The sequence below is a fragment of the Stenotrophomonas capsici genome (genome assembly GCF_034961085.1).
GTDB lineage: Bacteria > Pseudomonadota > Gammaproteobacteria > Xanthomonadales > Xanthomonadaceae > Stenotrophomonas > Stenotrophomonas capsici.
This window is the reverse complement of the sequence record NZ_JAYFUH010000042.1, coordinates 1-17,364: the sequence shown is the minus strand read 5'-3', so window position 1 is coordinate 17,364 and position 17,364 is coordinate 1. Positions and strand designations below refer to the sequence as shown.

Annotated in this window: 19 protein-coding genes and 1 pseudogene; 8 read left to right on the top strand and 12 right to left on the bottom strand. The window is 68.7% G+C overall.

Going from position 1 to position 17,364, the window contains the following annotated elements; translation table 11 throughout:
* Nucleotides 1-40: 40 nt before the first annotated feature.
* The gene (locus VA603_RS01355) at nt 41-289 is read right to left on the bottom strand and encodes a hypothetical protein (protein ID WP_323437714.1); all 249 of its coding nucleotides are present in this window, start codon (nt 287-289) and stop codon (nt 41-43) included.
* A gap of 189 nt (nt 290-478) precedes the next feature.
* On the opposite strand from VA603_RS01355, the gene VA603_RS01350 reads away from it, so the two are divergent.
* From VA603_RS01350 to VA603_RS01340, 3 genes are all read left to right on the top strand, one after another.
* Nucleotides 479-973, top strand: coding sequence for a lipocalin family protein (locus VA603_RS01350; RefSeq protein ID WP_323437713.1), 495 nt, complete (start codon nt 479-481; stop codon nt 971-973).
* A gap of 16 nt (nt 974-989) precedes the next feature.
* The gene (locus VA603_RS01345) at nt 990-2,216 is read left to right on the top strand and encodes an NAD(P)/FAD-dependent oxidoreductase (protein WP_323437712.1); all 1,227 of its coding nucleotides are present in this window, start codon (nt 990-992) and stop codon (nt 2,214-2,216) included.
* A 95-nt stretch (nt 2,217-2,311) separates the two neighbouring features.
* Nucleotides 2,312-2,749 (top strand): hypothetical protein, encoded by a 438-nt coding sequence (locus VA603_RS01340; RefSeq protein WP_132863222.1) that lies wholly within the window; start codon nt 2,312-2,314, stop codon nt 2,747-2,749.
* Between the two features lie 4 nt (nt 2,750-2,753).
* Here VA603_RS01340 and VA603_RS01335 read toward each other — a convergent pair whose 3' ends face one another.
* The gene (locus VA603_RS01335; protein ID WP_132863221.1) at nt 2,754-3,077 is read right to left on the bottom strand and encodes a DUF6122 family protein; all 324 of its coding nucleotides are present in this window, start codon (nt 3,075-3,077) and stop codon (nt 2,754-2,756) included.
* A gap of 16 nt (nt 3,078-3,093) precedes the next feature.
* The gene (locus VA603_RS01330; RefSeq protein WP_313253021.1) at nt 3,094-4,149 is read right to left on the bottom strand and encodes an NAD(P)-dependent alcohol dehydrogenase; all 1,056 of its coding nucleotides are present in this window, start codon (nt 4,147-4,149) and stop codon (nt 3,094-3,096) included.
* 108 nt (nt 4,150-4,257) lie between these two features.
* Between VA603_RS01330 and VA603_RS01325 the strand changes: the two genes are divergently transcribed.
* Nucleotides 4,258-4,725, top strand: a complete 468-nt coding sequence (locus VA603_RS01325; RefSeq protein WP_323437711.1) for a YehS family protein — start codon at nt 4,258-4,260, stop codon at nt 4,723-4,725.
* A gap of 82 nt (nt 4,726-4,807) precedes the next feature.
* Here the strand turns inward: VA603_RS01325 and VA603_RS01320 are convergent, their stop codons facing one another.
* The 4 genes and pseudogenes from VA603_RS01320 to VA603_RS01305 all read right to left on the bottom strand — a co-directional run.
* Nucleotides 4,808-5,266 carry a hypothetical protein gene (locus VA603_RS01320; RefSeq protein WP_132863218.1) on the bottom strand — a complete coding sequence of 153 codons (459 nt, stop codon included), beginning with the start codon at nt 5,264-5,266 and terminating at the stop codon, nt 4,808-4,810.
* Between the two features lie 272 nt (nt 5,267-5,538).
* A complete protein-coding gene (locus VA603_RS01315) occupies nt 5,539-6,120 on the bottom strand; it encodes an OmpO family porin (RefSeq protein WP_132863217.1) in 582 nt (193 codons plus the stop codon).
* A 218-nt stretch (nt 6,121-6,338) separates the two neighbouring features.
* Nucleotides 6,339-6,791 (bottom strand): Cu(I)-responsive transcriptional regulator, encoded by a 453-nt coding sequence (cueR, locus tag VA603_RS01310; protein WP_132863216.1) that lies wholly within the window; start codon nt 6,789-6,791, stop codon nt 6,339-6,341.
* A gap of 23 nt (nt 6,792-6,814) precedes the next feature.
* Nucleotides 6,815-9,049: pseudogene (locus VA603_RS01305) on the bottom strand (heavy metal translocating P-type ATPase); the annotation flags it as partial.
* Between the two features lie 202 nt (nt 9,050-9,251).
* Here VA603_RS01305 and VA603_RS01300 point away from each other — a divergent pair.
* A complete protein-coding gene (locus tag VA603_RS01300) occupies nt 9,252-9,449 on the top strand; it encodes a heavy-metal-associated domain-containing protein (RefSeq protein ID WP_192286870.1) in 198 nt (65 codons plus the stop codon).
* Between the two features lie 112 nt (nt 9,450-9,561).
* On the opposite strand, the gene VA603_RS01295 is transcribed toward VA603_RS01300, so the two are convergent.
* Complete coding sequence (locus VA603_RS01295; RefSeq protein WP_323437709.1) at nt 9,562-9,978, bottom strand: hypothetical protein; 417 nt, start codon at nt 9,976-9,978, stop codon at nt 9,562-9,564.
* Nucleotides 9,979-10,109: 131 nt separating this feature from the next.
* On the opposite strand from VA603_RS01295, the gene VA603_RS01290 reads away from it, so the two are divergent.
* Nucleotides 10,110-10,499: a DUF6165 family protein gene (locus tag VA603_RS01290; RefSeq protein ID WP_323437715.1), complete on the top strand. Its 390-nt coding sequence runs from the start codon at nt 10,110-10,112 to the stop codon at nt 10,497-10,499.
* A gap of 63 nt (nt 10,500-10,562) precedes the next feature.
* Here VA603_RS01290 and VA603_RS01285 read toward each other — a convergent pair whose 3' ends face one another.
* The gene (locus tag VA603_RS01285; protein ID WP_323437708.1) at nt 10,563-11,573 is read right to left on the bottom strand and encodes a porin family protein; all 1,011 of its coding nucleotides are present in this window, start codon (nt 11,571-11,573) and stop codon (nt 10,563-10,565) included.
* Nucleotides 11,574-11,878: 305 nt separating this feature from the next.
* On the opposite strand from VA603_RS01285, the gene VA603_RS01280 reads away from it, so the two are divergent.
* On the top strand, nt 11,879-12,238 hold the full coding sequence (locus VA603_RS01280; RefSeq protein WP_132863211.1) for a DUF1428 domain-containing protein: 360 nt from the start codon (nt 11,879-11,881) through the stop codon (nt 12,236-12,238).
* Nucleotides 12,239-12,306: 68 nt separating this feature from the next.
* On the opposite strand, the gene VA603_RS01275 is transcribed toward VA603_RS01280, so the two are convergent.
* The 3 genes from VA603_RS01275 to VA603_RS01265 all read right to left on the bottom strand — a co-directional run bounded on the left by VA603_RS01275 (nt 12,307) and on the right by VA603_RS01265 (nt 14,829).
* Nucleotides 12,307-12,432, bottom strand: coding sequence for a hypothetical protein (locus VA603_RS01275; protein WP_263863694.1), 126 nt, complete (start codon nt 12,430-12,432; stop codon nt 12,307-12,309).
* A 115-nt stretch (nt 12,433-12,547) separates the two neighbouring features.
* Nucleotides 12,548-13,756 carry a zinc ribbon domain-containing protein gene (locus VA603_RS01270; RefSeq protein WP_192286871.1) on the bottom strand — a complete coding sequence of 403 codons (1,209 nt, stop codon included), beginning with the start codon at nt 13,754-13,756 and terminating at the stop codon, nt 12,548-12,550.
* Entirely contained in the window at nt 13,756-14,829 is a 1,074-nt protein-coding gene (locus tag VA603_RS01265) for an SPFH and helix-turn-helix domain-containing protein (protein WP_192286872.1), read from the bottom strand. Before VA603_RS01265 ends, VA603_RS01270 begins: the two co-directional genes overlap by 1 nt.
* Before the next feature lie 119 nt (nt 14,830-14,948).
* Here VA603_RS01265 and VA603_RS01260 point away from each other — a divergent pair, with 119 nt between their 5' ends.
* A complete protein-coding gene (locus VA603_RS01260; RefSeq protein WP_323437707.1) occupies nt 14,949-17,288 on the top strand; it encodes a membrane-bound PQQ-dependent dehydrogenase, glucose/quinate/shikimate family in 2,340 nt (779 codons plus the stop codon).
* The last annotated feature ends 76 nt before the right edge of the window (nt 17,289-17,364 follow it).

The following is a 17,364-nucleotide window of genomic DNA, read 5'->3' as shown; positions in this document are numbered from 1 at the left end:
CAGATCATGCGAACCACCCGCTGCTTCGCGCCGGCACGCCTCAATACGTCGCGCGCAGCTCGGCGATATGCGGCGCGTTGAGCGCGTAGATCTCCTGGAATTCCTCCTCGGTCAACTCGTCCGGCGCGTACACCGCCACCGGGTCGAATTCCAGTCCATCGGACGGGGGGTGGTGTGGCCCGGCGCGCAGCGAGAAGCCGTGCCCTTCGTACTCCACCCGCGCCGGCAGCGATTCCCAGCGCTCGCGCGCGAAACGGTTCTGGCCCTTGAGCAGTATCACTGCGTACATGGATTTCTCCCGCTGACGGATGGCACCAGCCTAAGCCCGCCAGGTTCAAGCCCGGGTTAACGGCGCCACGCACCGGCATGGCCGCTGCGCACGGCACGCCAAGCTTGCCGAAAAGGGGTATGCCGGCCACAACCCCTTCACCGCTGCTGGCCTATAGCTGGACTCCCGACGCCCGACCGCCGTTGCACCATGCGCAAGCTCCCGCCCCTGCCCACCGTGTCGTCGCTGGAGCTCCAGCGCTACCTGGGCACGTGGTACGAAATCGACCGGTTGCCGCTGCAGCACGAACCCCGGGATGCCACCGACGTCAGCGCCTTCTACTCGCTCAACGACGACGGCAGCCTGCGCGTGCAGAGCCGCTGCCTGCACCATGGCGAGCTGGAGGAAGCGATCGGCCAGGCGTGGCCGGTAGATGGCAACAACAGCAGGCTGGAAGTGAGCTTCCCCACCCACGGCGCACGCGCGGCACCTTGGGGCGTGGGCGACTACTGGGTGATCCAGCTGGACCGCAGCTATTCCACCGCGCTGGTCGGCAGCCCCGACCGGCACTCGCTGTGGTTGCTGGCGCGCCAGCCGGAGATGGACGAGACCACCCGGCGCCACTACATCGCCTACGCCCGCCAGAACGGCTTCGACGTGGACGAACTGATCCACACCCCGCACACCGGGCACCGCACGGCATGAACCGGCACCGGCGGCCATGGACCTGAAAAGCGGCTATCCGTTCTGGGCGATCCGCAATGGCCTGATGCAGGCGTTCCCGCGGCTGGAGCGCGACCTGCACTGCGAGGTGGTGGTCATCGGCGGCGGCATCACCGGCGCGCTGATCGGCGAGCGGCTGGGCCGCCACGGCCATGAGGTCGTGGTGGTGGAACAACGCGACATCGGCTGGGGCTCCACCGCGGCCAGCACTGCCCTGCTGCAGTACGAGATCGACACGCCGATGTCCGAACTGGCCCGCCGCTTCGGGCTGGAGGCCGCGCTGCAGGCGTACCGGGCCTGCGCCGAGGCCGTCGGCGAACTGGGCGAACTCGCCGGGCAGGTCCGCAACGTGGATTTCCAGCGCGCCAGCAGCCTGTACTACGCCAGCCGGCGCAGGGACCTGGGCCCCCTGATCGACGAGTTCGAACTGCGCCAACGGCACGGCCTGGCCGTGCACTGGCTGGATGCGGCGGGCGTGCGGGAGCGCTTCGGCTTCACGGCCCCCGGGGCCATCCTCAGCGACGTGGCCGCGCGCATCGACCCCTACCGCATGACCTACCGGCTGCTGCGGCGGCTGCAACGCGCCGGCGGACGGGTGCATGACCGCACCCGCATCGACGGCATCGAGGTACACCCGCGCAGCGTCCTGCTCCGTACCAGCGACGGCGTCAGCGTACGTTGCCGGCAGGTGGTGGTCGCCGCCGGCTACGCCAGCCAGCACTGGCTGACGCAGAAGGTGGCCAGCAACCGCAGCAGCTATGCCTACGTCACCGACCCGTTGCCACGGGACATGCTTGGCCTGCTCGCCTCCACCCTGGTGTGGGAGACCGCGCGCCCGTACCTGTACCTGCGCAGCACCGCGGACCAGCGCCTGCTGGTCGGCGGCGACGACGACGCGGTCGACATCCCGGCCCGGCGCGATGCCCGCGTCGATCGCAAGGCACGCGGCCTGGCCGGCAAGGTCGCCGCGTTGTTCCCGCACCTGCAGGTGCCCCCTGCCTTCGCCTGGGCCGGCACCTTCGCCGAAACCGACGACGGCCTGCCCTTCTTCGGCCCGCACCCGCAATGGGGCCCGCGGGTCCATTTCGCGATGGCCTACGGCGGCAACGGCATCACCTACTCGATGACCGGCGCGGCCATCGTGCAGGCCGCGATCGAGCGCCGGAAGCATCCACTGGCGGCGCTGTACGCGTTCCAGCGGCGCGAACGTGGCCGGGGTGGCTGAACCTGGCAGGGGATGACAGGCATCATTCAAGCCGATTCTGGTAGCGTTCGGATGGCCCGTCATCCGCGGCGCGGCCTGCACCTGGAGTGATTCCCGTGATCCGATCCCCGCTGCTCCTCGCCCTGCTGCTGGCCCCGGTCGTTGCCCTGGCCAACGACCCGACCCCCGAATCACTGGACCTGAGCGTGCCGCAGGCGCCGATGCGCTACCTGGGCGACCCGTCCTACCAGCGCGATGCCCCTGGCACCTACTACGGCGACCACAGCGGGCGCGGCCTGCCGCGCAAGGCGGACCCGGATGCCCCCACCGTGGTGGACGACACGCTGCAGGTGCACGGCGCGGTAAGTACCGGCATCGGCTATTCCAAGGCCTACGGCAACAGCCACTGGAGCGCGGTGGACCTGAACCTGGGCAAGAACTACACCAACGACGACGGCAAGACCCGGCGCATGGATGTGAACATCCACCTCAGCAAGGGCGAGGGCGGCGGTCCGTTCGGTTACTACGGCCCCGGCCCCTGGGGCGGCTGGTAAGCACTCAGCTGCTGCAGCGCATCCACACGCAGTCGATGGCATCCAGCGCGATGTGCACCAGCAACCCGATGCCGAACAGCCGGGTGCGCCGCGGCACCGTCAGGCCCGCGTAGACGGCCACCGCCGGCGCGGTATGCAGCGGGTGGAAGCCCACGCTGCAGCGGTCCGGGGCGTAGATCGGGTCGGCCAGCAGGTGGTCCAGGTCGATCACCCAGCCCAGCAGCAGCAACAGCCACGCCTTGCCGAACTGCGGGCGCCAGAACAGCCACGCCAGCAGGGCCGGCACCGCCACGTGCAGGCACAGGTGGATGATCGCGCGCAGGCTCATCGCAAGCGGACCGGCCTCAGCCGGCCGTCTCCTGCAGGCTGCGCATGTCGATGACGAAGCGGTACTTCACGTCGGCGCGCTCCATGCGTTCGAAGGCCGCGTCGATGTCCTGCATCCGGATCTGCTCGCAGTCGGGGTAGATGCCGTTCTCGGCGCAGAAGGCGAGCAGCTCGGCGGTCTCGGCGATGCCACCGATCAGCGAACCACCCACCTGCTTGCGTCCGCGCACCAGCAAGCCGGCATCCAGGGGCGGCATCTCTTCCAGCGCACCGACGATCACCAGCCGTCCGCCCACGTCCAGCAACTTCACGTAGGGCTTGAGGTCATGCGACACCGGCACCGTGTCCAGGATCAGGTCCATCGACGCGGTGGCGGCCTTCATCGCCTCGGCATCGCGCGATACCAGCACGTGGTGGGCGCCAAGCGCGCGCGCATCCTCGGCCTTGCCGGCGCTGCCGGTGACCAGGGTGACCTCGCAGCCCAGCGCCACGCCCAGCTTGACCGCCATGTGGCCCAACCCGCCCAGGCCGATCACGCCCAGCCGGGTGCCCGGGCCGGCGCCATGGCGACGCAGCGGCGACCAGCTGGTGATGCCGGCACACAGCAGCGGCGCGGCGCGGGCCAGGTCCAGCGCCGGCGGCAACGCGATGGCGAAGGCCTCGCGCACCACCATCGCCCGCGAATAGCCGCCCTGGGTGATCTCCCCGCTGACGCGGTCGCGGCCGTTGTAGGTCATGGTCACGCCGTGCCGGCAGAACTGTTCCTCGCCGTGGTGGCACTGGTCGCAGTCCTGGCAACTGTCGACCATGCAGCCCACGCCGACCGCGTCGCCGACCTTGAGCCCCTTCACCGCCGGGCCGACCGCGCTGACGCGGCCGATGATCTCGTGCCCGGGCACCATCGGGTAGCGCGCCGAGCCCCAGTCATTGCGGGCCTGGTGCAGGTCGGAGTGGCACACCCCGCAGTACAGGATGTCGATGGCCACGTCGTCGGCGCGCAGCGCGCGGCGGTCGATCGCCAGCGGTTGCAGGGGCGTGCCGGCGGAAAGGGCGGCGTAGGCAAGCGTGCGCATGGGGCGGTATTCCAGCTGAATCGCCGGCAATTGTAGACGGCCCGGCCGGGGCCCGGCGTTACACTATGCAGCCGCCGGACGGTCCCGCGCGGCCGTTCCGGAGTGGCAATGATCAACAACGACGTACTGCGCAGCATCCGCTACATGCTCGACCTGAGCGATGCCATGGTGGTGGACACCATCCTGCTGGCCGACCCCGGTTTCGCGGTGGACCCGGCCCAGGTGCATGACTTCCTGCGCAAGGATGACGAGCCCCTGTTCGAGACCTGCCCGGACGCGGTGCTGGCGCGCTTCCTCGATGGCCTGATCTACCACTACCGTGGCCGCGACGAATCGCAGCCGCAGCGCCCTCCGGAAAAGCGCGTCACCAACAACATCGTGCTGAAGAAGCTGCGCGTGGCCTTCGAGCTGAAGGACGTGGACATGCATGCGATCTTCGAAGCCGCCGGCTTCCCGATGTCCAAGCCGGAACTGTCGGCGCTGTTCCGCCAGCCGGACCACAAGAACTACCGCGAATGCGGCGACCAGGCCCTGCGCAACTTCCTCAAGGGCCTGACCCAGCGGGTACGCCCGTAGGAGCGGCCTTGGCCGCGAAGCACGTGATGCCCCAGCGATGCCGGCCGGGCCACTGGAGTCGCGCCTGCCGGCGGTGCCGGGTTCAACGGATGCGGTAGACGCGCGCCTTGGGCAGGTCCTCGTCGACCTGCAGGAACCAGCGGCCGGCGATGCCAGGCACCACCTGGATCTCCGGCGACTGCAGGGTCTGGCGCAGGCGCATCTGGCCCTTGAGCACCCGCCACTGCTGGCCGTTGTCCAGCGTGAACACCGTGCCCGGCTCCCAGCCTTCCACCGCGCCCTGCACCCTGGCCTGCACCGGGCCTTCTTCCAGGCCGATCTGCATCGGTGCCGGCACCGGCAGCGCCGTCGTTGCCGCCGGCGCCGCGGCGTCGGCCTCGCCCAGCATGCGGTTGAGCAACTGCAGTTGCTGCGCGCTCAGCCCGACCTCACGCAACTGCTCGGCACTGAGCCGCTGTTCCAGCGGGACGTAGTCGCGCTGGGCCCAGGCCAGCGGCGTGGTCAGCAACAGCGAGGCGGCAAGCAGCAGGCGGGTCTTCATGGCAGCGATTGTTTGGGATCGCCGTGCACGATGCTGCAGTTTGGTTACCACTGGGTTACAAGGGCGGATTACCCTCACCCCAACCCCTCTCCCGCTGGCGGGAGAGGGGCTCAGCCCAGCGCGTGTTGAGGCGAGTCTGTGCAGCTGCAGCGTTTGAAGCCCCTCTCCCGCCAGCGGGAGAGGGGTTGGGGTGAGGGCCGCCCTTCAATCAAGCAAAAAAAAGAAAGGCCCGGCAATGCCGGGCCTTTCTCTGTGCAACAGGTACGAACGTCTTACCAGCTGAAGCGCGGGCCGACGGTCCATTCCTTGTCGCCGTGGCGGTTCATCTTGATGTCGCCGTTGATGCCCCAGTTCTGGTTCAACTTCACCTGGCCACCCAGGCGGCCGTAGAACTGGCCACCGTCCAGCGGCTCCACGCCGTGCTTCTTGTCGAAGTCTTCGTAGCCAGCCAGTGCATAGACTTCGGCGTGCTGGCCGAACGCGGTGCGGATGCCGGCTTCAGCGCTGTAGCCGTTGAAGTCCAGGTCGGCGTAACGCAGGTCCAGCTTCTGGTAGGCCGCGCGCGCAACGAAGTCGGTGCTGTTGGCGATTTCCTTGTTGAAGCCAACGCCGACGCGCCACTGGTTGAAGCGGGCGTTGGTGTGGTCGATTTCCTGACGGTCGAAATCACCGAACACGTGGAAGTTCTGGTGGAACGCCCAGGAGCCCTTCACGCCCCAACCATCGGCCTTGCCGCCATCGATGTCGGTCTTGGCGTAGTCCGCTTCAGCGTAGTTGTAGGACAGGCCTTCGGCGGCCGAAGCAGCGAACGGGAGAGCGGCTGCCAGGGCCAGAGCGATCAACGAAGTCTTCATGGGTACACCTTATTCGTAGGGGGATTACAGACTTGATGGCACGCAGCGATGAGGGCTGCTGCGTACGTCCGGATGTAATTTTTCCGTTAGTCACCCCAACCCATCCTGAAACCATGGGCCACGAAGAACGCGTTTTTTAGGCTTCCATTCAGGCGTTTTCTGCCACGCGCGCAGCGCGCGCCGCATTTCATTCAGCCATGCATCCGCTGCATGAAGAATCAATGCCCGTGCGCGCCACCGACTTTGCCGAATGTGGTGGGAAGCGGTGTTTCCAGCAATGGCACGCCGGTCTCGATGTCACGCAGGATCGGGCAGTCGGGGCGCTCGTCGCCTGCGCAGCAGTCGGCCAGCGCCTGCACGGTGCGCACCATCTCCTGCAATTCGGTGATGCGCTGCTGCAGTACCTGCACGTGCTCCAGCGCCATGCGCTTGACGTCGGCGCTGTGGCGCGAGCGGTCCTGCCACAGCTGCAGCAACTCGGCGATGCGCTCGACGCTGAAGCCCATGTCGCGCGAACGCTTGATGAAGCCCAGCGTGTGGATGTCGCGCGGGCCGTACATGCGGTAGCCCGACTCGGTGCGGGCCACCGGCCCGATCAGGCCGGTGTCCTCGTAGTAGCGGATCATCTTGGCGGAGATGCCGCTGGCCTTGGCCGCCTGGCCGATGTTCATGCTTGCTTCCATCCTCGTCTCCCTCACCCCTTGGCCGGCTGGAAGCGCTTGAGCCGCAGCGCATTGCCCAGCACGAACACCGAGGACAACGCCATCGCGCCGGCGGCGAACACCGGCGAGAGCAGGACGCCCCAGTGCGGATACAACGCGCCCGCGGCCACCGGGATCAGCGCGGTGTTGTAGGCGAACGCCCAGAACAGGTTCTGGCCGATGTTGCCCATTGTCGCCTTGCTCAGCGCGATGGCGTTGGGCACGCCCTGCAGGCTGCCGGACATCAGCACCACGTCGGCGGCCTCGATGGCCACGTCGGTACCGGTGCCGATCGCCATGCCAACGTCGGCCTCGGCCAGCGCCGGCGCGTCGTTGATGCCATCGCCCACGTAGGCCAGGCGGCCATGCGCGGCCTTGAGCCGGCGCACCGCCTCGACCTTGCCGTCCGGCAGCACCTCGGCCACCACTTCGTCGATGCCCAGCTGGCGTGCGATGGCTTCGGCGGTGCGGCGGTTGTCGCCGGTGATCATCGCCACCTTCAGGCCCAGCGCGTGCAGGCTGGCGATGGCGGTGCGGGTGTCGTGCTTGATCGGGTCGGAGACGGCGATGATCGCCGCCAGGCGGCCATCGATGGCGGCGTACAGCGGGCTCTTGCCCTCCTCGCCCAGGCGCTTGGCGTCCTGGCCGAACACCGCCACGTCCAGCCCCAGGGCCTGCATGAAGCGGTCCGCGCCCACTTCCACGCGCATGCCGCCGGACTGGGCGCGCACGCCGTAGCCGGTGACCGATTCGAACGCCTCCACCGCCGGCAACTGCAGCCCTTCCTGCTGGGCCGCACCGACGATGGCACGGGCGATGGGGTGCTCGGAACGGTCTTCCACCGCGGCGACGCGGGCCAGCACGTCGGCGCGTGCAAAGCCGTCGGCCAGCTGCAGGTCGGTCAGCACCGGACGGCCTTCGGTCAGCGTGCCAGTCTTGTCCACCGCCACCACCTGCGCTTCCTTCAACAGCTGCAGCGCTTCACCCTTGCGGAACAGCACGCCCAGCTCCGCGCCACGGCCGGTGCCGACCATGATCGAGGTCGGCGTGGCCAGGCCCATCGCACACGGGCAGGCGATGATCAGCACCGCCACCGCGTTGACCAGGCCGAAGGTCAGCGCCGGCTGCGGGCCGAACAGCAACCACACCACGAAGGTGAGCAGCGCCAGGCCCATCACCGCCGGCACGAACCACAGGGTGATGCGATCCACCAGGGTCTGGATCGGCAACTTGGCGGTCTGCGCCTGCTCGACCATGCGGATGATCTGCGCCAGCACCGTGGCACCGCCCACCGCCGTGGCACGCACGCCGAGCGTGCCGGTCTGGTTGACGGTGCCGCCGATGACGGTGCCGCCCGGTGCCTTGCGCACCGGCACCGGCTCGCCGCTGATCATCGATTCGTCGACATAGCTCTCGCCGTCGATCACCTCGCCATCCACCGCGATGCGTTCGCCCGGGCGCACGTCGATGACGTCACCGCTACCAATCTGTTCCAGCGGCAGCTCGACCACGCTGCCGTCGCGGCGTACGCGGGCGGTCTTGGCCTGCAGCGTCAGCAGACGCTTGATGGCCTCGGAGGTACGTCCCTTGGCCTTGGCCTCGAGCATGCGGCCGAGCAGGATCAGGGTGACGATCACCGCCGCTGCTTCGTAGTAGACGTTGACCGTGCCGGCCGGCAACAGGCGCGGCGCGAACGTGGCCACCAGCGAGAACCCATAGGCTGCCAGCGTGCCCACCGCGACCAGCGAGTTCATGTCCGGGGCGGCGCGCAGCAGCGCCGGGATGCCCTTCTGGTAGAAGCGACGGCCCGGCAGCACCAGCACCAGCGTGGTCAGCGCGAACTGCAGCAACCAGCTGTTCTGCGTGCCCAGCGTGCCGGCGATGAAGTGGTGGAAGGCCGGCACCAGGTGTCCGCCCATTTCCAACGCGAACACCGGCAGGGTCAGCAGCGCGGCCAGCAACAGGTCGCGCTTGAGCACGCGCAGTTCATCGGCATGCCGCTGTGCCTGGGCATCCTCGCTGGCACCGGCCGGGTCGACGCGGCTGGCGGTGTAGCCGGCCCTGGCGACGGCGGCGATCAGCGCACCGGCGTCCAGCGCCGCATCGCCCTGCACGCTGGCGCGTTCGGTGGCCAGGTTGACGCTGGCCGACTGCACGCCCGGCACCGCCTTCAGCGCGCGCTCCACGCGGCCCACGCACGAGGCGCAGGTCATGCCTTCGATCATCAGGTCCTGGTGGCCGGGCTGGCCGGCGTTTGCCGTGGTCATCGGCGTGTCTCCATGGGTGGTCGGCTGCACCTTAAAGGTTCCCATGATGGGAAGGTCAAGCAGCCTGAAGGCCGGGCCAACCGCCGCCATTCATGGGCCGATGGCGCTTGACCTTGCCACCGTGGCAAGGCGCATCCTTGCCGCCCATCCACAGGAGCTCCCCATGAAACTGCATATCGAAAGCATGACCTGCGGCGGCTGCGCGCGCAGCGTGACCGCCACGGTGAAGGACATCGATCCGGCCGCGACGGTGGACATCGACCTGCCCAGCAAGACCGTGCAGATCCAGTCGGCGCAGCCGCTGGCGCGTTTCACCCAGGCCCTGGATGAAGCAGGTTTCCCGCCGCAGGTAGAGGGCTGACCCCCGAACGCACCGCCCTGCCCCCTCCCTTTGCGCAGCAAGGGGAGGGTTGGGGAGGGGTGCTGTTTTGCGTTTGCTTCGAGCGCTGCCGGTTTCCCCGCCGAGGCCGCGTCTACGGCTGTGCGGGGGCGCGCTTCCAGACTTCGCGCTCGACCCGGCGCTGCCCTTCCCAGCGTTCCAGCGTCCACACATCGCCTTCCAGCGTGTAACGGAAGGTGTAGGTACCTCCATTTTCCAGCGGGTAGGACGCCATCAGCGGGGTTTCCACGTACTGGCCCGCCTCGGCCTGCCAACGGCCCGAGCCGCCCGCCCAGAACGTGCCGGCGCGGGTCGTGGTGAAGGCGAAGCGGCCATCGGCCAGCAGCTTGGTGCCGGCCAGCTTCAGGCTGGCGTAGTCGACCACCGCGCCTTCGGCATTGATGGACTCACCGGACTGCAACTCCCACGCACCGTCCAGGCGGGCGTCGTTGGCCGAAGCCGCCCACGCCACCAGCAGCAGTGGCATCGCAAGACAGGAACGCAACGGCATCGGTCACTCCGGTGGATGAACAGGCCCGCATTGTGCGCAACCCGATGCGCTCCGGGCCAACACCGGTGCATCGGTAACCGTTGTCCCCGGGCGGTATCATGGGCGCATCCCTGAAAATGGCGAATGTCCACGTGCAGACCCTGCTGACCCCGGTATCGATTGGCGAACTGATCGACAAGATCACCATCCTGGAGATCAAGGCCGAGCGCATCACCGAGGCCGGCAAGCTGGCCAACGTGCGCACCGAACTGGATGGCCTGTGGCCGCTGTGGCTGGAACAGCAGGCCGCGCGCCCGGCGCTGGCGGCATTGAAGGAGCAGCTCAAGGCCATCAACGAGCGCATGTGGGACATCCAGGACGCCCTGCGCGCCAAGGAATCGCAGCAGGATTTCGGCGCCGAGTTCATCACCCTGGCGCGTGGCGTCTACGGCACCAACGGCGAGCGCATCGTGGTCAAGAACGAGATCAACCGCGTCGCCGGCTCGGCGCTGGTGGAAGAAAAGCAGTACCAGGGCGAGTAAGCCCCCACCACGCGGGCATGCCCTTCCCCGCCCCTGCGCCGACGGCACAGGGGTGCGATTCCGCTAGAACGCCAGCTGCGCCCACAGGCCGGCTTCGTGGCTTTCCAGCGTGCGGCTGGTGGTGCGCTGCTCCACGCGCTTGCCGACCATCGCCAGGCGCAGGTGGCCGTTGGGCTTCCACTCCACGCCCAACTGGTCATAGCGCTCGCGCGTGCGCGGGTCGATGTCCAGGCTCATGCGGGTTTGCTCGTGGCGGGCGAACAGCGCGTAGGCCGGCGTCAACCGGTAGCTCGCCCAGGCCGACCAGCCACGCTGGTCGTCGCTGCCGGGGCGGGTGATCCGGTTCCAGTCCTGTGCGTGGAAATACTGCGCGCCAACGCGGCCGCGCTCGCCCACCCAACTGGCCATCGCGTTCCAGCGCTGCGCGGTATGTTCGCGCGGCCGGTTGCCGGCATCCTGCGCACGGGTGCCACGGTACCCGCCTGCCGCCAGCTCGACGCCCTTGGCCGGCATCCATCCGACCCGCGCCTCGACATCCGCGCGGCGGCCCAGGCGCGGCTTCTGGTAACCGCCGCCGGTCACCACCGAGGCGGCGTACACCAGGTCCCCGCGGCTGTACTGGCCGTGCACGCCGTAATCGGCCGTGCTGCCCATCCGGGTCCGCGCGATCAGGCCGGCGTCGACGTAGCGAAACCCCTCGCGCGCGGACTCCTGCTGGATCCACGGCAACGGCGCATTGCCCAGCCGCAGCCAGCTGCCCTTGCCGAAACTGCGCTGCAGGTAGGCGTGGCGCAGCCACAGGTCGCTGGCCTGGCTGTTGCGCAGCCACTGCAGGTCGGTGGTGACCTGCATGGACCAACGCTCGTTGAAACGGTGGTCCACGTTGATGAAGGCGCGCTTGAGGTCGACGGCCAGGCCTTCGTCGTCACGGGTGACGCCATCACGGTCGAGCTGGCTGGCGTTGACGAAGATCTGGGTGGAAACGCGGGTGGCCGGGGCGGCGTCCTGTGCCTGTGCGGCCAACGGCATGCACAGGGCGGCCAGGGCCAGGGCGGCGCGTTGGGGGAGGTGCATCGTCGTTCCTTGCGGGAGCGCGCGCCATGCGGGCCGGGCGCCGGGTCGGGTTGGGGCGTCCGGCGGCGGTGGGCGACCGGGCCGGACAGGGCATCCCCCCATAGCGGCAGGCGTGGACGTTCATTGAGCGGACCCGCCCGCCCCCGGGGGGCGGGGGAATTGTCCGCAGCCGCTGCGCCGGCCAGGCTGACAAAGATCGACCCCGTGCCGATCCGGCCGCGGCAGGCCCGCCCCGTTTGCGCGGGCGCAACATCCGCCGGCGCATACTCCGGCCACCGTCCGATGTCCCCCGCAGGAGGTGCCCCATGTCCTACGTCGATGGTTTCCTGGCCGCCGTGCCGCAGGCCAACAAGGACCGCTTCATCGCCCATGCCAAGCTCGCCGATGCGCTGTTCATCGAGTACGGTGCGCTGCGCGTGACCGAGTGCTGGGCCGACGACGTGCCGCATGGCCAGCTCACCGATTTCCACCGCGCCGTGCAGGCCGGCGCGGATGAGGCCGTGGTGTTCTCGTGGATCGAATGGCCGGACAAGGAGACCCGCGATGCCGGCATGCGCAGGATGATGGAGGACCCGCGCATGGATCCGGCCAACAACCCGATGCCGTTCGATGGCAAGCGCGTGGTGTACGGCGGGTTCCTGCCGGTGCTGCACATGGGCCAGTGACGGCCGCCGGGCAGCGCCCATGAAAAAGGCCAGGCGTCAGCCTGGCCTTGGACTTGGTGGCGGGCGGGTCAGGCCCCGGCGTTGGCGCGGGACTGCTGGCTGGCCTGCAGTGCTACGGTCTTGATCGAAAGGCACTCCGGGCAGACCCGTTCCAGCACCTTGATCACCGGCGCGTACACCGCCTTGCACTTCATGCACTGGACCCTTCCAGTCGTGTTGGCTTCCATGAGCCTCCCTCTTTCTCGTTTCAACCAACCCGATATGGGGGATACGGCGCGGGATTTCAAGCCCCCGCGCCGTCGCTGGCCGTCATTGCTGCATGCCGAGCACGTAGACCACCACCAGCAACACCGCCAGCGCCGCCACCACCGCGAAGAAGATCTTCCACGCGCTGTAGGGACGTTCACCGGCGATCTGCCCGGTATAGCCATTGCCCAGCACCTGGAAGCTGCGCGAGCCGTAGGTGTAGCTGACCAGCCACACCGGCACCAGGATGTGCTTGAAGGTACGGTTGCTGTAGTCGGCGCGCACCTGCAGGTTGCGGTGGGTATCGCCGGGCACCTGTTCGGCGCACAGCGCGCGGGTCTGCTCCTGCATCTGTGCCTGCCCGCGCTGCGCGGCCTGGCGCAGGTCCACCTGGTAACGCTCCACCGTCCAGCCGCGCACGAACTCCGGCGTATACGGCTTCAGGTCGGTGGTGGTCGGGAACTGGCCGATCTTCTGCAGCAACGCCGGGTGCACGCCCACGGTGCCGGGCACCAGTTCGTCGTCGAAGAAATGCTGCAGCGAACCGGCGGCCGGCTCCCAGCGGGTGCGTTGCTCCTGGCGGGTCTGGGTGTTGCCCTGCGAGTCGCGGTAGCTGACGGTCACGTAGTAGTGGTAGCCGGCCTCGGCCGTCCACTGCGCGGCCACGTGCGCGTCGAAGGTCCAGTACGGCAGGTACATGCCCTTGAGCGTATCGGTCAGCGCGGCGGTCTTGAGCCGGTTGGGCGCGAACCAGCGCGTGCCGTACCACGCGCGGATCGCATCACGCACCTGGCCGTCGCTGATGCGGAACGGCAGCACGCTCTGCGGGGTGATCGCATCGCCGAGCGTTTCGTGGGCGATGATCTGCGGCGAGCCGCAGAACTCGCAGCGGTCGGCGACCTTGCCATCGACGAACACCGAGATCGCATGGCAACTCTGGCATTGCACCTCGCGCGGCTGCGTACCGTAACCACGCTGCGCCGGTGGCGTGGCGGCCATGCTCTGCAGCATGCCGAGCACGCCGCCCGGGCCCTTGCCGTCCTGCGGCAGCGGTGGCGGCTGCGTGGCGGCATCGGCCTGCATCCGCGCCAGGGCCTGGAGCAGGTCCAGCTCAACCACGCCGGCGCTGCCATCGCCATCACCCTGCGCGGCCTCGGACAGCGGCACGACGGTGCCGCAGTACGGGCAGACCAGCGCCTGCTTGGCGGCATTCCATTGCAGATCCCCGCCGCATTCCGGGCAGGGATGTTTGCCCACCGTTGCGTTGTTCATCAGCCGCGCAGGAACTCTTCCAGTGCCGAACGGGCGATGCGGGTGGCGTTGCCGATCCGGCGCGCCTTCAGGTCGCCGGCGGCGATGGCGGCCATCACGTCCTCCACCGATACCGACAACGCCTGCGCGGCCTGTTCCGGGGTCAGCACGTCCAGCGCCGGGGCGCCGGCATCGGCCGCCGGCAACGGCGGCGGTACCGCGGCGCCCGCCGCGGGCGCGGCCGGCGACTGCATGCCGCGCATCATTTCCTGCGCGATGCCGAAGCCCACCGCCATCTGCGCCGGCACCGCGGCCGAGGCGTCGCCGCCGGACCCCATCGCGCTGCCCATCTGGAACTTGACGTAATCGTTGAGGTTGCCGACCACGCCCATGCTCGAGCGCGCATCGATGGCCTTCTCCACCTCCGGCGGCACCGACACGTTCTCCAGCACGAAGCTGGTGATCTCGATGCCGTACTTGCCGGTCATGGCCGGGTTGATGATCGGCAGCAGCGCGTCGCCCAGCTCGCTGTAGCGCGAGGCCACGTCCAGCGCCGGCACCTTGGCCGTGGCCAGTGCCTCGGTGAACACGCTGACGATGCGCGAACGCATGGTGTCGGCGAACTCGTCCAGGCGGAAGTTCTGGTCGGTGCCGGCCACTTCCTTGAGGAACTTTGGCGGGTCGACGATGCGGAAGTCGTAGGTACCGAACGCACGCAGGCGCACCACGCCGAAGTCGGCGTCGCGCATCATCACCGGGTTGGCGGTGCCCCACTTGTTGCCGGTGAACAGGCGCGTGTTGAGGTAGTAGACGTCGCACTTGAACGGCGACTCGAAGCCGTACTTCCAGCCCAGGATGGTGGACAGCACCGGGATGTTCTGGGTGCTCAGGGTGTGCTTGCCGGGGCCGAACAGGTCGGCGTACTGGCCGGCGGCGACGAACTGCACCATCTGCGATTCGCGCACGATCAGCTGCGCGCCGTTCTTGATCTGGCGGTCGTCATCGGGCCAGCGGTAGGACAGCGTGTCACGCGAGTCATCGGTCCATTCGATGATCTCGATCAGTTCCTTCTTGATGAAGTCCAGAATGCTCATGGCGGTTCCCCGGTCGACGAAGGCTCGATTCTACGGCCAGCACGGACAAACCAACATGACGCCACGCAGACATCCCGCGGCGCACCATGGCACCACTCTCCCGGCCGCCGGAACCTGCCATGCGGATCCTCACGCTGTTGCTGACCACCCTGTTCGGACTGGCACTGGCCATCGGCGGTGCCTGGCTGCTGTCCCTGCGCGGCAGCCCGTTCTACCTGTTCAGTGGCCTGGTGCTGCTGGCCGTGGCTTGGGGCCTGTGGCGGCACCGCCGCTGGGCGAGCTGGCTGTACGCCGGTTGGCTGCTGGTGCTGCTGGCCTGGTCGCTGTGGGAGGCCGGGCTGTACTGGTGGCCGTTGGCCACCCGGCTCGGCGTGCCGGCCCTGCTCGGCCTGCTGATCGCGCTGCCGGCGGCCCGCCGGTCCAGCCCACACGGCTATACCGGGCCGTCCGGCGCGCCGGTGCTGCTGGCGGCATTGCTGGTGGCCGCGGTCGCCTTCGCCGGCATCCCCCGCCACCTGCACGAGACACGCGGCACGCTGCCGATGGCCATCGTCAACGCGGACGCCGCGCTCGGCGATGCCCCGCAACCGGACGGTGAGTGGCAGGCCTACGGGCGTAGCGGCTACGGCCAGCGGTTCTCGCCGCTGACGCAGATCACCCCGGCAAACGTCGGCCAGCTGCAGCTGGCCTGGCAGATGCGCACCGGCGACCTCCGCGGCCCCGACGACGTGGGTGAAACCACGTATGAAGTCACGCCGCTGAAGATCGGCGACACGCTGTACCTGTGCACGCCGCACAGCCTGGCCATCGCACTGGACGCCGATACCGGCAAGGAACGCTGGCGCTTCGATCCGGGGGCGGGCATGGAACCACAGCGCCAGCACCAGACCTGCCGCGGTCTGTCCTATTTCGTCGACCCGCCCGCGCCCGGCGCCACCGCGGCCACCGCCTGCGCCGCGCGCGTGTTCCTGCCCAGCGCCGATGCCAAGCTGCACGCCCTCGATGCCCGCACCGGCCAGCACTGCAGCGACTTCGCCGACAACGGCGTGCTCGACCTTACCCACAACATGCCGTTCAAGCAGGCCGGCTATTACTACTCGACCTCGCCACCGTTGATTGCCGGCGGCAAGGTGATCGTCGCCGGCGCGGTCAACGACGACTACGCGGTGAACTCGCCTTCCGGCGTGATCCGCGCCTACGACGTGCACAACGGCCAGCTGCAGTGGAACTGGGACTCCGGCAACCCGGAGCAGACCGCCCCGCTCGACCCCAACGATCCCGCACAGGTCTACCGTCCCAGCTCGCCGAACAGCTGGGCGGTGGCTAGCGCCGACGAGGCGCTGGGGCTGGCCTATTTCCCGATGGGCAACCGCACGCCCGACCAGTTGGGCATGTACCGCACCCCGGCCGAGGAAAAGTACGCCTCCTCGGTGGTGGCGCTGGACATCGCCACCGGCCAGGCGCGCTGGGTACACCAGTTCGTGCACCACGACCTGTGGGACATGGATACCCCGGCGCAACCGGTGCTGCTGGACCTGGACCTGCCGCAGGGGCGCACGCCGGCGCTGGTGCAGCCGACCAAGCAGGGTGACGTGTACGTGCTGGACCGCCGCGACGGCAGCGCGCTGCTGCCGGTCGGACAGCGCCCGGCATCGCGCCACGTGGACATCCCCGGGCAGACCACCGCGCCGACCCAGCCCTACTCCAGCCTGAGCTTCGAGCCGCCGGCGCTGCGCGAAGCGGACATGTGGGGTGCCAGCCTGATCGACCAGATGCTGTGCCGCATCCAGTTCCGCTCGTTGCGCTACGACGGCCGCTACACCCCGCCGACGTTGCAGGGCAGCCTGATCTACCCGGGCAACTTCGGCACCTTCAACTGGGGCAGCGTGGCGGTGGACCCGCGTCGCCAGGTGATGTTCGGCATGCCGACCTACCTGGCCTTCGTCTCGCGACTGGTGCCCAAGCATGAAACCAGCGGCCGCCAGATGAACAAGGGCGAGCACGGGCTCAACGAGAACAAGGGCGCCGACTACGCGGTGGAGATGACGCCCTTCATGTCGCCGATCGGCGTGCCCTGCCAGGTGCCGCCGTGGGGCACGGTGGCCGCGGCCGACCTGCGCACCGGCACGGTCGCCTACCAGTACCGCAACGGCACCATCCAGGACCTGTCACCGATCCCGCTGCCGGTCCGTATCGGCGTGCCCGGCATCGGCGGACCGATGCTGACCGCCACCGGCGTGGCCTTCCTCAGCGCGGCCACGGACGACAACTTCCGTGCCTATGACCTGGCCACCGGCAAGGTGCTGTGGAACGTGCGCATCCCCGCCGGCGGGCAGGCGACCCCGATGACCTACCTGGACAGCCAGGGCGAACAGGTGGTGCTGCTGGTGGCCGGCGGACACGGTTCCATCGGCACCAAGGCCGGTGACTACGTGCTGGCCTACAAGCTGAGGAAATAGCCCCGGGCGCATGCCCTCTCCCGACTGCGGGAGAGGGACCGGGCAGCGTCAGCCCAGGTCGATCCGCGGCACGTCA